Genomic DNA, 14791 nt, shown 5'->3' with positions numbered 1-14791 from the left:
TGAAGTTGGCGAATATGGGTTATAGACTATAGGCTGTTAACCAAAATACTAAATTGATCGATAAGAATAAAATACGTTTCAGATGCGCACAGTATTACTCACGCTTACGTTGTTCTCCTGCACCAGTATTTATGCGCAGGACGACGCAATCCACTACAAAATTGAAAAAGAAACAAATGCTTCTCATGGTGCCGTTGTCTCGGCCCATCCCCTTGCCAGTCTGGCTGGGATTGAAGTCATGAAACAAGGTGGTAATGCTGTAGATGCTGCAATTGCAACCCAGCTGGCGCTGGCAGTTGTATATCCCGCCGCCGGTAACCTGGGTGGTGGTGGATTTATGGTGGCCCACCTGAAGACGGGTAAAAACGTAACGCTTGACTATCGGGAAGCGGCACCAGCAAAGGCAACCAGGGACATGTACCTGGATGCTGACGGTAATCCTGTCAGGTCGCTCAGCATCGACGGTCACCTGGCCTGTGGTGTACCAGGTACTGTAGCCGGCCTGTTTTCGTCCCTGCCTTATGCCAGATTACCTATGAAGAAACTGATTGCCCCGGCAATACGGCTGGCCGAAAAAGGCTTTGCGATTACAGCTGCTGAAGCCCGTAGCCTCAATGCGACACAGGCACAATTTAAAAAACTCAATACCGAAGACAACGCATTTATGCGCGACACTCCCTGGAAGGAAGGAGATATACTGATCCAGGAAGACCTGGCCAACACACTGAAACTAATACGAGACAAAGGTCGTGAAGGTTTTTATGAAGGTGAAACTGCCCGGAAGATCGTAGATGAAATGGAAAGAGCCAATGGCCTGATCACATTAGAAGACCTGAAATCTTATCGTGCGGTAGACAGAACACCGGTCGTGTTTAAATATAAACAATACGACATTGTCACTATGCCGCTGCCAAGTAGTGGTGGTATTGCGCTGCAACAGCTTATGGGCATGGTGGCTCCTTATCCTTTAGCTTCATGGGGCTTTCATTCTGTGAAATCTATACAGCTGATGATAGAAGCAGAAAGACGCGCTTATGCTGACAGGGCACAGTTCCTGGGTGATCCTGATTTTGTAAAGGTACCGGTGAAACAACTGACTGATGCTACTTATATCCGATCACGCATGAATAACTTCGACTCAACCAAAGCTGGTTCCAGCGAAGTTGTAAAGGCTGGTAGCATTCATGAAAGTGATGAAACCACTCACCTCTCTGTAATGGATGCCGAAGGAAATGCAGTATCTGTGACCACTACATTGAATGGTGGTTATGGTTCTAAAGTAGTAGTAGGCAGTGCAGGTTTCCTGCTGAATAATGAAATGGATGATTTCAGTGTAAAACCAGGCGTACCCAATATGTATGGCCTGGTAGGTAATGAAGCCAATGCCATTGCCCCTGGCAAAAGAATGTTGAGCTCCATGACGCCCACCATTGTTTTAAAAAACCAAATGCCCTACATTGTAGCAGGTACACCGGGTGGTTCCACAATCATCACTTCAGTATTCCAGACATTAATGAACCTGCTGGAGTTTAACATGTCTCCGAAAGACGCTGTAGATGCGCCTAAATTCCATCATCAGTGGCTGCCGGATGAAGTAGTGGTAGAAGAAGATTTCGAGAAAGCACCATTGCCAGACCTGGAAAAAATGGGGTACAAGATCACGACAAGAGGACATATCGGTCGTACTGAAGTCATTAAAGTAAACGCAGATGGACAGATGAATGCTGTTGGCGATAAACGCGGTGATGACAGTGCTGCTGGTTATTAATACATACTATTATGCTTGGAAAGATCTACCTGGACAGCGCACTTGAAAGACTGTCCTACTACAAATCACTGGGCGACAAAACCATCGCCCAACTGACAGGTGAGCAACTGCTGTGGCAACCGGAAGGTGAGCCTAACAGCATTTACCTGATCGTAAAACACCTGAGCGGGAACATGCGTTCGCGTTGGACAGACTTCCTGACATCGGATGGAGAGAAGGCATGGAGAAACAGGGACAGTGAGTTTGAGAATGACGTCGCTTCGAAGGAAGCCATTATCCAATTGTGGAATGAAGGCTGGACAATAATACTGGATGCTATCGGCAGTCTTACACCGGATGACCTGGAGAAGAAGGTATTGATCAGGAGTGAGCCACATGTAGTCGTAGATGCCATCAACAGGCAACTGATGCATGTACCGTATCATGTAGGACAGATTGTATATTTAGGAAAGATCCTGAAAGGCGACAAGTGGTTGAGTCTGAGCATTCCGAAGGGCGGCTCACAGGCATTTAATGATAGTATGATGAAATGACTTTTTGCGTTACTGGCGGCTGCCAGTAACGCAAATTGCTTTAACTTGTTCCCATAAAATTATTCTCCCGTGAAATATATCGCTCTATTAGCCATCCTTTTTCTCTGCTCTTGTGGCGCTGGCGACAAACAACTCCTCCATAAAAAATGGAGAGTGTACGATGTAGTTGTTCCACCCGGCTCCGGTTATGACATCACGCAAATCAACCAGGCGACTGAACTGAAAAGAGGCTATTATACGAACGTGTTCTACCAGTTCCTCGACAACAACCTCTTCATTGCTACGATCGATAATAAACCTGATTCCGGCAAATACAAGATGCTCAGCGCCGGAAAGGTCATCTCCATCACTGCTAATAACGGAGATCGTACTTACGAGAACCTTGTCACCGTTGTTACCCTCGATGATATGCACTTCGATATGAAAGTGAAATCAGGTGATTACTATTTCATTTTGAAAACAAAGGCTGAATAAATGTATTTGCACACAAATTCGACTCCTGACAAGGTAACCCACATCAGCGGAAAAGAATACCTTTTCTTCTCCGGCTTCTCTTACCTGGGGCTGCACGCGCATCCTCATTATAAAGAAGCACTCCGTAACGGCATAGACCTGTACGGAACCGTATTTGTGTCTTCCCGCATTGCTAACTTACGCCTTGATCTATATGAAGAACTGGACGATACACTTGCTGACATGCTCAAACACCCCGCAGCAGCTTCCTTTTCTTCCGGCTACCTCGCCTCGCAGGCAGCGGTGCATTACGCTGCCACACAGGGTGAGCTTTGCTACTCTCCTACCACACATCCCTCGCTCCGTTTAGGTAAAGCCATTATACCCAATCTGACATGGGAAGAATGGACAGCACAAACGATTGAGAAAGTAAATGCCTGGCCGGATCGCACCTTTGTGATCGTGGCCGATAGTGTGAATCCACTCACCAGCACTATCAACGATTTCAACTGGCTGAATGAAATTAATAAAGAAGTGATGGTAGTGATTGACGACTCTCATGGCTTTGGTGTATTGGGACCCAACGGTAATGGTATTGTTCATGTACTGCCACAGCACCCGCCACTCCGCTACCTGCTCTCCGCCTCGCTGGCCAAGGCATTTAGCATACAGGGAGGTGTGGTCTCGGGTAGACTGGAAGACATTATCGCTATAAAAAAAACACCCGCTTTTACAGCCGGTACTTCATTGATGCCAGCCAGTGCCTGGGCATTTCTGCAAAGCAAAAAACTACATCATCATCAACGGAAACTGATGCAGCAAAGCATCGCTGAGTTTGCAGCGATGACGGCTGATATGCCTCAGCTACATAATCCTTTTCAACTGCCTATCTTCCTGGTGAAAGCGCGTATTGAAAAAGAGCTGGAACACAAAGGAACCATCATCTCCTCTTTTGGCTACCCTGATCCGGATAGTCCACCCATTAACCGTATTGTCGTAACTGCACTGCATCAAAAACCCCAGCTGGAAACATTGCAACAGCAATTAAAACAAGCCTTCAAAACTGCCTGATCATGTTCACAACCTTACTTTGCCTGTTAACGACCTTTTTGCCGGCAGCACACAAAGATTCGTCTTCCCTGCTCTGGAAAATCTCCGGCCATGGCCTGTCTAAGCCATCTTACCTGTTTGGCACCATCCACATGCTCTGCACCGACGATCTTCCTTTTTCTGTCGCCATTGGCAAAGCGATGAAGGAGACCAAAGCCTTCTATATGGAATTCAACATGGACGATACGGAAGCCATGACCCGCATAGCCGGTGAAATGATGATGCCTGAAGGTTATTCATTCAAAGCATTGTTATCTCCTGAAGATTATACAATACTGAGCGATTACTTTCGCGACTCAGTCGGCACATCATTGCAGTTATTAGACAAGATGAAACCCATGCTCATTATGAGTATGCTATTGGAGAAAACAGCTACCTGTCCGAATCCTGTCTCCTGCGAAAATATGCTCCTGCTACTTGCCAAAGACCAGGGACTCACCATACATGGACTGGAAAATGCGGAAGATCAGATCGCGATATTTGATAGTATTCCTGATAAAGAGGAAGCAGCAAGTCTTGTAAAGCAGGTGAAAGATATGGCAGCTTCCAGAACGGAGTACCAACAATTGCTGGATGCTTATTATAAGGCTGATCTCAACCAGCTGCTTGGTTTAATCCTGCAGGAAGAAGATGTGGTCCGCTACAAAAAGCTCATGCTGGATGATCGTAATAACAACTGGATACCTGTTATCACCAAACAGATACAGCAGACACCTTCATTCTTTGCCTTTGGCGCTGGTCATTTAGCCGGCAAAGGCGGGGTCATCGCACTGCTCCGAAAAGCAGGTTACAAGGTAGAGCCGGTGGCGTTGTAAGCATCATCCAAAATGGCCGTTTACATAATTCTTTGTCAGCTCCTGTTGAGGAGAATGGAATATCTGTTTGGTATCGCCATATTCAATCAGTTCGCCCAGGTACATAAAAGCGACTTTGTCTGATATACGCTGGGCCTGCTGCATATTGTGGGTGACGATGACGATGGTATAATCCCGCTTCAGACTGAGGATGAGTGATTCTATTTTATTTGTGCTGATAGGGTCCAGTGCAGAACAGGGTTCATCCATCAGGATGACCTCGGGGCGCAGTACCACCGCTCTTGCTATACACAATCGTTGTTGCTGCCCACCGGATAATTTTACGGCAGGTTTCTTCAATTCATCTTTTACTTCATCCCACAGGTAACTTTCTTCCAGTGCCCGCTGTACCAAACCTGGAATTTCATGTTTGGAAAACTGATGGATACGCAGTGGATAAGCGAGATTATCAAAGATGCTTTTGGGCAAAGGATTGGCCTTCTGAAACACCATCCCGATCCTTCGTCTCACTTCATTGACAGAGAGCTGGTGGTCATAAATATCCTGGTTATCCAGTAGGATCTCTCCCTTAATCTTTGCATCAGGCGATAGATCATGCATGCGGTTAAATGAACGTAGTAAGGTAGACTTTCCACATCCGGAAGGCCCGATCAGCGCCGTCACCTTGTTTTCAGGGAAGTCGATGTTCACCTGTTTCAGGATCTGTTTATTACCAAAATATAAATCCAAATGGTGTGCTGACAATTTGATCTTATCCATAATCAATCCTGCGTTCTTTGTTTAAACCTGAAATAAAAAGCGACCATGTTCAGGAGAAACACGAGTATAATGAGCACAACAGCCGTTCCATACGCCAGGGGCCGTACGGCTTCGATAGACTGGTGCTGCGTGCACAACATATACAGGTGATAGGGCAATGCCATGAACTCCTGATCCAGGGCTGTTGTCATGCCATTGATATAAAATGCGGCACCGGTAAATAAGATAGGTGCCGTTTCGCCTGCGGCTCTTGACAGGGTCAGAATAACACCTGTGAGAATGCCTGGCAATGCCTTGGGTAAAACTACGTCCCTGATCGTTTCAAACTGTGTGATACCCAGTGCCAGCGTAGCTTCGCGCATACTGACAGGCACCCGCTTCAGCGCCTCTTCGGTGGTAGTAATAATATAAGGCAATGACAGTAACCCTAATGTAAGACCAGCAGCAAATACAGAAGTACCGAGCCTGAAGGTCTGCACAAAAAGCGCCAGCCCAAACAAGCCATAAATAATAGAAGGAATACCAGACAGGTTGCGGATAGAACCCCTGATCAAATTCGTCAACATAGAAGGTCTGGCATATTCATTCAGGTACACGGCACAGGCTACACCGAAGGGCACAGAAAATAATGTCGTGATAAAGGTGAGTAACAATGTACCGGTAATAGCTGGCAGAATCCCTCCTTTAGTCATAGCAGCTACCGGGGGCTGGCTCACAAATTGCCACGATAATACAGAAAACCCTTTTGAGAAGATATCCCATAGGATGACGCCCAGAAACAGGCAGACGATGAACGTACTTCCTGTCAATATTAACCAGTTAAACCATTTTCTCATGCCTGAAATTTTCTCAACCTGTTAGCGGCATATTCCCCAACGAGGTTGATGAGTAAAGTAATTAAGAACAACACAGCTGCGATAGCAAATAGCGCAAAGTAGTGGGTAGTGCGGTAAGGCACCTCTCCCATTTCGATGGCAATGGTAGCGGTGATGGTTCTGATAGAATCCAGGAAACCAGTGGGCATCTCGGCAGTATTGCCGGTGGCCATGAGTACTGTCATCGTTTCGCCCAGGGCTCTGCCTAATCCTAGCAACACGGCAGCGATCAATCCCGGGTAGGCAGCGGGTATGACCACTTTATACAGGGTTTGCCATTGATTGGCGCCCAGCGCCAGCGAAGCTTCGCGATGACTACGGGGAATGGCATTGATCGCATCTTCACTAATGGTAATGATGGTAGGTAATGCCATCACTGCCAATAAGATAGAACCATTCAGGGCATTCAATCCATTCGCAATTCCGAATATCTTTGCAATACCTGGTCCTACCAGGGTAATACCCAGGAAACCAATGGCCACAGAAGGAATGGCGGCCAGCATTTCGATAACAGGTTTTAATATGACCTGCAATTTTCGTGGCGCCAGTTCTGAGAGAAAGGCGGCACATAATATACCCAATGGCACCGCGATGATCATAGACCCAAAAGCCACCAGGCCCGTGCTCACGAGCAATGGAATGATGCTATAGGCATTCTTGGAATTATCCGGATCCCACTGTGCCCCAGTAAAAAAGTCGATGGGAGGTACATCGAAAAAGAAGCTCACACTGTTGTAAAACAACATAATGAAAATACCTGCCAGCAAGGCAATGGTGAGTAAGCCAGTCGTTTTGAACACCTGTTTCATGAGCCAGTCCATCCTTTCCCGCCTTTTCATATGCATAAAGATCATTTTTTGGGTAGAATAAAACAGTTTGAAAATCAGTATCAGGTTATAGAAGCATCGAAGAATAATCGAACAACCGTCGAAGAACGGTCTAAGAGCAGTCTAAGAACGCTTATAGAAATGTAATACATTATCTATTTTCCAACTGGATAATACCCTCCTGTCTTGATTATTCGCTGGCCTTCCGGGCTTTGTTCGAAAGCGATGAAAGGCCGTACATGTATTGAATCTTTCGCTCTAAAGTATTGGAACAGGGGGCGCTGGAAGAAGTATTTTCCTTCTCCGATTTTTGCAGCATCCAGGGGCGACACCGCATCAACTTTGTCTGTAGTATACACCGGTAATACTTTTATCCCTTTGTTAGACCCGGCGCTTACATAGCCGGCACCTACATAGCCTATGCCGGAGTGATCTGCACGAATGGCTTCCACGATCTGTGCATTACCATTCATTTGTTTTGCGCGTGGAGAGAAAGCGATATGCAAACGATCTTTTACAAAATCATGGGTTCCGGAATTACTTTGACGCCCATAAATGTTCACCGGCAGGTTCTTTCCAGTAATCTGCTCCCAATTCCGGGCCCTTCCACTCAGCACATCAGCCAGCTGTTGGGTACTGATAGATTCCAGTGGAAGATCATCCGCTACGATAAAGGCGATGGCATCCTGTGCAAAAATGAATGAATCGAGAGCGATGCCTTTTTCCCGGAACAAGGCCACCTCTTTATCATTGATCCTCCTGCTGGCATTGGCAATATCTGCCGTGCCATTCAGCAGGGAGGCGATACCCAATCCGGAACCACCACCGGATACGGAAACGAATAATGAAGGCTGGTAATGATGAAATGACTCTGCAAACTGTACGGCAAGGTTAACTTCGGTATCTGATCCCTTCACTTTCACTGTCTTATTGCCCGAACAGGATAACAGCACAATGCCCAGGATGAGGAATGAATACTTCATATTGATAAGATATCAATTCCCACTCCAAAAACTTTAACAACTGTATTAACTTACTATTAATTAAACTTGTAAAACAGGGGCATGTCGCTTAAGAAAAATTGCTAACCTGATCGCTCCAAGAGCCCGGTATTATCAACTTATTCAATTAAATTTGCCGCTTAAACATTGCTGCGCTGAAAAAGGTACGTAAAATAATCACGATTGTTCTCCTTAGTATATTGGGTTTGGCTATCCTTCTGGGTATCCTGATCAACATTCCTGCAGTACAGAATTTCCTTGTTCAGCAAGCAATCACCCGACTCTCGCAGCAGCTGAAAACAAGGGTAGACCTCAGGCATGTGGATATCCGTCTTTTCAACAGCCTTCGCCTGGAAGGTCTTTATATTGAAGACAGGCACAAAGATACTTTGCTGTATGCCGGTACTGCCCAGGTAAAGATCACCGACTGGTTCTTCGTACAGGATAAGCCGGTGCTCAAATACATCGGCCTGGATAATGCCAGCATCAACTTAATTCGTACCCGCAAAGATTCTCTCTGGAACTACGAATTCATCATCGACGCCTTTGCCAGTGCACCTGATACATCGAAAACAAAGAAACCTTCCGGCGGCGTATCGTTTGACCTTCGTAAGGTCGACCTCACGAATGTCAGGATCAACCAGGTAGACCAGTGGATTGGTGAAGACTACTACGTAACTGCCAAACAAATTTACCTGGATGCCAAGAACCTCGATCTGCAGCAACACAATATTGACATCCAGGAGCTGAAACTGGACAAGCCATCGTTTATTATTTCCAGTTATAAGTCCTCCCCCCTGCGTCACAAAAAACCCAAAGCAGACAAAGAGGAGCTGACAGATACTACCGCTATTCCTGAGCTTCGCTGGAACAGCGCCAACTGGAAACTGCTGGTCAAGGAAGTCTCCATCAAAGACGGCCTCTTTGGCGTAGACGACCCGGATGATACCACAGCTGTAACAGCCGGTTCTTTTGCACCGAATCATATACGCTTCCAGAAAATAAATCTACAACTCACCAATACGACATTAGTAAAAGATAGTATCCTGGGCGACCTGACCTTCAGTACTAAAGAACGAAGCGGATTTGAAGTAAAGAAACTCTCTGCACGGTTTAAGATGTCGCCAGTGGAAATGGAGTTCTCTCACATGGACCTCCTGACAGCCAACAGCCACCTCCGTGATTATTACACCATGCAATATGCAGATATCAGTGATATGAATGATTATATCAACCTGGTATACATGCGTGCACATATTGTAAACAGTAAACTATCTTCTGACGATATTGCTTTCTTTGCCCCGGAACTGAGCGACTGGAAAAAGGTAGCCACGCTCTCCGGCGATGCCCGTGGGCCGGTGTCAAACCTGAAAGCGAATAATATAGAACTTTCTGACAATGCAGGTACACATCTGAAAGGAGGTCTGGAAATGCGGGGGTTGCCTGATATCGAAGAAACCTTCATCGACTTCCGTGCGGACGAACTGACCACTAATGGCGGAGAGATCCTCAGCATTGCCCCTTCCCTGCGCAACGTGGAGCCACTGCGTATTGACAAACTGAGCAACATCCTCTTCCAGGGTAGCTTTACAGGGTTTATCAATGACTTTGTGGCCTATGGTAAGTTTCAGACCAACCTGGGTAACCTGAATTCTGACCTGAACTTCAAGACCAGCAAGGATGTGCCGGTATACTCCGGTAGTCTGACCATGAATGATTTCAATATGGGTACCTTGCTGGATGTACCCCAGCTATCCACCGTGTCGCTGAGTGCGAAGGTAAACGGCGCCGGTTTCAACTTTAAAACACTGAATGCAACAGTAGATGCGGATGTACAGAAAATTACGCTCTACGATTATACCTATACCAATATCAGGACGAAGGGTGAGATGAACAGGAAGTTCTTCAACGGTTCGCTCGCAGTGGGCGACCCTAACCTGGATATGGACTTTGCCGGTACCATTGACTTCAATGCGCCGGTGCCCGTGTTCCGTTTTGATGCTGATATCCGACACAGTAACCTGAAGGCCATGCGCCTCACGGATGACTCGCTCACTTTCCAGGCAAAAATGGACCTGAACTTTGCGGGTAGCAATATCGATAACTTCGATGGTTCTGCCCGTGTGTACGATGTATCGCTGTACCGCAAACTACACAGGCTGGAATTTGACTCACTGAATGTATCTACACACCTGGAGAACAATATCAAGGTACTGGCTATTCAGGGTAGTGAGATCACCGGGTTTGTGAAAGGGAACTATAGTTTTATGGACCTGCCGGATGCATTCAAACTGTTGCTCAATAAATACTACCCCAGCTATTTCCCTACAGTACCTGCCAAAGAGATTAAGCAGGATTTCTCCTTTTCATTCCAGATGGGAGAAGTGGATAAGCTGATCAAAGGTTTCACAGACAAGGTGACGGGGTTTGACCAGTCAAAAATAGATGGGTCGCTGAATACGGTGAATGGCAACCTTTCGCTGAATGTATTTGTGCCACAGGCTGGCTATGGCGGGTATATGGTGAATGACCTGCAACTGAAAAGCTCCGGTAATTTTAATAAAATTGACATCAGTACAAGTATAGGCAGGGTGACCAGTGGAGACAAGGTAATACTACAGCACCCATTGATCCTGGCCAGCTCCGGCAAAGATACTTCTTACCTGAAAGTAGACCTGCAGGCACAGGACACCACCTCCCTGGATGGTTTTTATGCCAGGGTGATCACTGTATCGGATGGGGTGAAAATCAGCTTCCTGAACAGTGCCTTTACCGTAAATGAAAGACAGTGGAATGTGACACCGGGCAATGAAATTTATTGGAGTAAGAACTTCCTCACTGTACATAACCTGAAGGTAACGCGCAATGAACAGAGCGTGTCCGTAGAAACCAACGAATACAACCCGGATGAATCTACCTTCATGATCACCCTGAAGAACCTGAACCTGGCCGATGTAATTCCGGCGCAATTGACGCCTATGCGTATAGAGGGACAGGCAGACGGGAAGATCCTGATCACAGACCCGATGCGGAACCTGGATATAGATGCGGATATTGTGACCAAAGAATTACGACTGGACAATGACTCCATCGGGCTGGTATCTTTTGCAGGGGGATATAGTCAGGGCACCGGCGAAGCCACATTTGAACTACATAGTGATAATGCCGGTAAGAACCTGGATGCAAAGGGAAGTGTGGGATTAACGAAAGAAAATAATAACCTGGAAGGTACAGTAAACATGAAGGGTGTAGACCTGGTATTGCTGGATCGCTTTGTAAAAGATTATGTGACAGATCTGAAAGGGCAGGTGAATGGCCAGATCAATGTGAGTGGCACTACAGAACTGCCTTCGGTGAAAGGAAACCTGAAAGTAGATAGTGCGAAAGTAAGGGTATTGTACCTGGGTACAAATTATACCATTCCTAAGTTGAACATCAATATAGATGATAACCTGATTGAGTTTGGCAACTTCACCATCATTGATAAGAACAACAGTAAAGCAAATGGCAGTGGCTATATTTCTCATGACCATTTCAATAAACTGAACTTCGACTTTGATGTAACGGCGAGGAACTTTGTGTTCCTGGGTACAGGTGCGGCGGATAGTGATCTCTTTTATGGAGATGTGATTGCGGATGGAAAGGTTTATTTCCAGGGTCCGTTAGAAGATATGGTATTGAAAGTGCAGGCAAAGCCGGATAAGGGTACCCATTTCTACCTGCCATTGTCGGATAGTAAGGACATCGGGAAGTCGGATTACATTACCTTCAAAACCTATGGTACAGAGATGAAGGAAGAGAAGCGGAAGAAGAAGGATAACGTGAAGCTGAATGTGAAACTCGATATATCTGCTACCCCTGATGCACAGATAGATGTGATCATGGATGCTGCGAGTGGTGATATGATTTCTGCCAATGGTACCGGGAACCTTCAGATCAATGTAAACCTGGATGGAGACTTTACCATGTTTGGAAACTATGAGATCAACCTGGGTAGTTATAATTTTACCTTGCAAAGGCTGACCAGCTGGAAGTTTGATATCGATAAGAGCAGTTCAATCACCTGGAATGGCGATCCGCAGGCAGCGAAGGTAGATATCCATGCAAAGTATTCTTTGCCAAAAGTGAGTTTGTACAACCTGGTAGGAACGGCTTCTACCACAACAGATAAACTGGCGACCCGTACAGAACGGGTGGATATCCTGATTAACCTGCGTGGGGAGTTGATGAAACCTGATATTTCTTATGAGATCAATCTGCCGGAGGTAGGGTCACTGGCATATGAAAGTGGTGTGGCAGCGAAACTGAAGGAAATCAACCAGGATCAGAATAAGGCCCTGCAACAGATGGCAGGTTTGCTGCTCTTCAACCAGTTCCTGCCTGAAGATCCGAATTCGGCAGGTGCGAGTGTGGCGATCACAGGTAAGAATAGTGTGGGACAGGCATTGAGTGCGCAGGCACAGGCGATATTGAATAATATAACCGGGGCACTGCTCAAGAACAGTGGTATTGGTGTGAATGTGAACTATCGTGCTTATAATATTGGGAATGTGGATAATACGGCGATGGACCGGAACCAGGTGAGTGCGGGTATTACCAGTACCTTATATAATAATAGGGTAAGGTTGTATGTGGGTGGTGATTATGACTGGGGGAAAGCGTCTACTTCGTCGAATACGAACCGGCTGGCGGGTGACTTCAGGGCAGAGTACCTGTTGACGCCGGAGGGCAGGTTCCGTATCAATGCATTTAGTAAGTCGGATTATGACGTATATAATTTAGTGAACAGGAATAAGGCGGGTTTGGGGTTATCTTATGTACGTGAGTATAATAAATTCACCGAGTTGTTTAATGAGCGGGCGAGAAAGCGGATGATAGATAGTATGAGGAGGGCAGAGATGCTGCGGTTGGAGGAGAAGGATACGGTGAAACCGGCGAGGGATACAACGCATTAATAGGGATACAACGCATTAAATAACAAAAGGGTCCTGCCAGAGGCAGGACCCTTTTGTTATTTATCCTTTCAGGATCTCGTGACCCATTTTATCTCTCTTTGTTTTCAAATACACTTCATTATGCGGGTTAGGATGAATTTCGATCGGCACATTTTCTACCACCTCTAATCCATATCCTTTCATCCCGGCTCTCTTTTTGGGATTATTTGAAATCAACCGCATTTTGGTAATATTCAGATGCCTCAGGATCTGGGCACCCACACCATAATCTCTTTCATCCATCTGGAAGCCTAATTCGAGGTTTGCCTCCACTGTATCTCTACCTTCTTCCTGTAGTTTATAGGCTTTCAGTTTATTCAGCAAACCGATACCTCTGCCTTCCTGGTTCATATATAATATAAGGCCTTTCCCTTCCTGTTCAACCATTTGCATGGCTTTGTGGAGTTGCGGGCCGCAATCACATCTGAGGCTATGGAGAATATCGCCGGTTACACAGGAAGAGTGGATGCGCACCAGTACGGGTTCATCTTTCTCCCAGTCTCCTTTTTTCAGTGCCATATGGGTTTCGCCGGAATTCAGTTGCTTAAATGCAATCAATTCAAAATCACCATATTCAGTCGGCATCTGTACGCGTACCTCTTCTTCGATCAGGGATTCCTTTTTGAGCCGGTATTCGATCAGGTCTTTGATGGAAATCAGTTTCAGGTTAAACTTCACTGCTATTTCCTTCAGTTCCGGTAGTCTGGCCATGGAGCCATCTTCGTTCATGATCTCCACCAGTACGCCGGCAGGCTCAAATCCTGCTAACCGGGCCAGATCGATGGTAGCTTCGGTATGTCCGGTGCGGCGCAGCACTCCTCCTTTCTTAGCTTTCAGGGGGAAAATGTGCCCGGGCTTCCCTAATTCTTCAGAACGAATATTAGGATCGATCAGGGCCTGTATTGTTTTTGCCCTGTCATGGGCGGAGATACCGGTGGTACAACCGTGTCCGAGTAAGTCGACAGAAACTGTAAAAGGTGTTTGGTGTAAAGCTGTATTATCACGCACCATCATTTCCAGACCGAGTTCCTCGCATCTTTCTTCAATTAGTGGTGCACATATTAATCCACGGCCGTAACGGCTCATAAAGTTGATAATCTCCGGAGTCACATTCCTTGCTGCTGTGATGAAATCGCCCTCATTCTCCCTATCCTCGTCGTCTACTACTATGACCAGTTTACCGTTCTTTATATCTTCTATGGCTGATTCTATTGTATCTAACATATCACTGTTGTTATATTGATTGCAAAGTTAGGTTAAAAAGAGGCATGAAACATTGGACTAATCCCGGATTTTACGCCCTTTTGACAGCACAAAAAGTCACCTTCCAGCGGTGTTGGAAGTCCAATATTTCCTTAATTCCTCCCAAACACGCTCCCATCAGTTTAATCCCCTTCATTCCTTATCACATAATAAATATAAACATATAAACATTTGTCAGAAAACTAATATAAAAACAGCCCTTGCCCGACAGAGAATTAAGTATTTCAACAAATCATTATTCGAAATATTAGAATTTCTTACTCTATTAGTTGAACAAACTACATTTAAAGGCTGTTTTCCCATATAGTTTCGAATTTACAGAACCATCTACTCAATCTTTTAATATGGCTTAACAATTTGTTAATTTCAAGTTAAAATTTCTAAGTAATTTTT

Annotated in this window: 11 protein-coding genes; 6 read left to right on the top strand and 5 right to left on the bottom strand. The window is 45.8% G+C overall.

The genetic code is table 11. The annotated features are described in order from the left end of the window. Positions 1 to 82: 82 nt before the first annotated feature. The 5 genes from ggt (at position 83) to SIO70_RS14825 (ending at position 4679) form a co-directional block, all read left to right on the top strand. Complete coding sequence (gene ggt, locus SIO70_RS14845) at positions 83 to 1768, top strand: gamma-glutamyltransferase (protein ID WP_320581642.1); 1686 nt, start codon at positions 83 to 85, stop codon at positions 1766 to 1768. Between the two features lie 11 nt (positions 1769 to 1779). After that, positions 1780 to 2301 carry a DUF1572 family protein gene (locus SIO70_RS14840; protein ID WP_320581641.1) on the top strand — a complete coding sequence of 174 codons (522 nt, stop codon included), beginning with the start codon at positions 1780 to 1782 and terminating at the stop codon, positions 2299 to 2301. 69 nt (positions 2302 to 2370) lie between these two features. Beyond that, positions 2371 to 2775, top strand: coding sequence for a hypothetical protein (locus tag SIO70_RS14835; protein ID WP_320581640.1), 405 nt, complete (start codon positions 2371 to 2373; stop codon positions 2773 to 2775). Beyond that, a complete protein-coding gene (locus SIO70_RS14830; RefSeq protein WP_320581639.1) occupies positions 2776 to 3825 on the top strand; it encodes a hypothetical protein in 1050 nt (349 codons plus the stop codon). A gap of 2 nt (positions 3826 to 3827) precedes the next feature. Next, positions 3828 to 4679 carry a TraB/GumN family protein gene (locus tag SIO70_RS14825; protein WP_320581638.1) on the top strand — a complete coding sequence of 284 codons (852 nt, stop codon included), beginning with the start codon at positions 3828 to 3830 and terminating at the stop codon, positions 4677 to 4679. 3 nt (positions 4680 to 4682) lie between these two features. Here SIO70_RS14825 and pstB read toward each other — a convergent pair whose 3' ends face one another. The 4 genes from pstB to SIO70_RS14805 form a co-directional block, all read right to left on the bottom strand. After that, positions 4683 to 5438, bottom strand: a complete 756-nt coding sequence (gene pstB, locus SIO70_RS14820; protein WP_320581637.1) for a phosphate ABC transporter ATP-binding protein PstB — start codon at positions 5436 to 5438, stop codon at positions 4683 to 4685. Positions 5439 to 5440: 2 nt separating this feature from the next. Then, on the bottom strand, positions 5441 to 6274 hold the full coding sequence (pstA, locus tag SIO70_RS14815; RefSeq protein WP_320581636.1) for a phosphate ABC transporter permease PstA: 834 nt from the start codon (positions 6272 to 6274) through the stop codon (positions 5441 to 5443). Beyond that, positions 6271 to 7158: a phosphate ABC transporter permease subunit PstC gene (pstC, locus tag SIO70_RS14810; RefSeq protein WP_320581635.1), complete on the bottom strand. Its 888-nt coding sequence runs from the start codon at positions 7156 to 7158 to the stop codon at positions 6271 to 6273. Before pstC ends, pstA begins: the two co-directional genes overlap by 4 nt. 137 nt (positions 7159 to 7295) lie before the next feature. Then, complete coding sequence (locus SIO70_RS14805; protein ID WP_320581634.1) at positions 7296 to 8123, bottom strand: substrate-binding domain-containing protein; 828 nt, start codon at positions 8121 to 8123, stop codon at positions 7296 to 7298. Between the two features lie 224 nt (positions 8124 to 8347). Here SIO70_RS14805 and SIO70_RS14800 point away from each other — a divergent pair, with 224 nt between their 5' ends. After that, on the top strand, positions 8348 to 13096 hold the full coding sequence (locus SIO70_RS14800; protein ID WP_320581633.1) for a translocation/assembly module TamB domain-containing protein: 4749 nt from the start codon (positions 8348 to 8350) through the stop codon (positions 13094 to 13096). A gap of 60 nt (positions 13097 to 13156) precedes the next feature. Here SIO70_RS14800 and SIO70_RS14795 read toward each other — a convergent pair whose 3' ends face one another. Then, complete coding sequence (locus SIO70_RS14795; RefSeq protein WP_320581632.1) at positions 13157 to 14359, bottom strand: bifunctional 3,4-dihydroxy-2-butanone-4-phosphate synthase/GTP cyclohydrolase II; 1203 nt, start codon at positions 14357 to 14359, stop codon at positions 13157 to 13159. Positions 14360 to 14791: the final 432 nt, after the last annotated feature.

Origin of the sequence: Chitinophaga sancti (genome assembly GCF_034087045.1) — a bacterium.
Classification (GTDB): Bacteria; Bacteroidota; Bacteroidia; order Chitinophagales; family Chitinophagaceae; genus Chitinophaga; species Chitinophaga sancti_B.
Note: the sequence above shows the minus strand (reverse complement) of the source record. Positions and strands in the feature narration are given on the sequence as shown.

Excerpts from the sequence above, each read along its gene's own strand:
- SIO70_RS14825 (WP_320581638.1), top strand. The coding sequence starts at position 3,828 with ATGTTCACAACCTTACTTTGCCTGTTAACGACCTTTTTGCCGGCAGCA.
- pstA (WP_320581636.1), bottom strand. The coding sequence starts at position 6,274 with ATGAGAAAATGGTTTAACTGGTTAATATTGACAGGAAGTACGTTCATC.
- pstC (WP_320581635.1), bottom strand. The coding sequence starts at position 7,158 with ATGCATATGAAAAGGCGGGAAAGGATGGACTGGCTCATGAAACAGGTG.
- pstB (WP_320581637.1), bottom strand. The coding sequence starts at position 5,438 with ATGGATAAGATCAAATTGTCAGCACACCATTTGGATTTATATTTTGGT.
- SIO70_RS14830 (WP_320581639.1), top strand. The coding sequence starts at position 2,776 with ATGTATTTGCACACAAATTCGACTCCTGACAAGGTAACCCACATCAGC.
- SIO70_RS14795 (WP_320581632.1), bottom strand. The coding sequence starts at position 14,359 with ATGTTAGATACAATAGAATCAGCCATAGAAGATATAAAGAACGGTAAA.
- ggt (WP_320581642.1), top strand. The coding sequence starts at position 83 with ATGCGCACAGTATTACTCACGCTTACGTTGTTCTCCTGCACCAGTATT.
- SIO70_RS14840 (WP_320581641.1), top strand. The coding sequence starts at position 1,780 with ATGCTTGGAAAGATCTACCTGGACAGCGCACTTGAAAGACTGTCCTAC.
- SIO70_RS14805 (WP_320581634.1), bottom strand. The coding sequence starts at position 8,123 with ATGAAGTATTCATTCCTCATCCTGGGCATTGTGCTGTTATCCTGTTCG.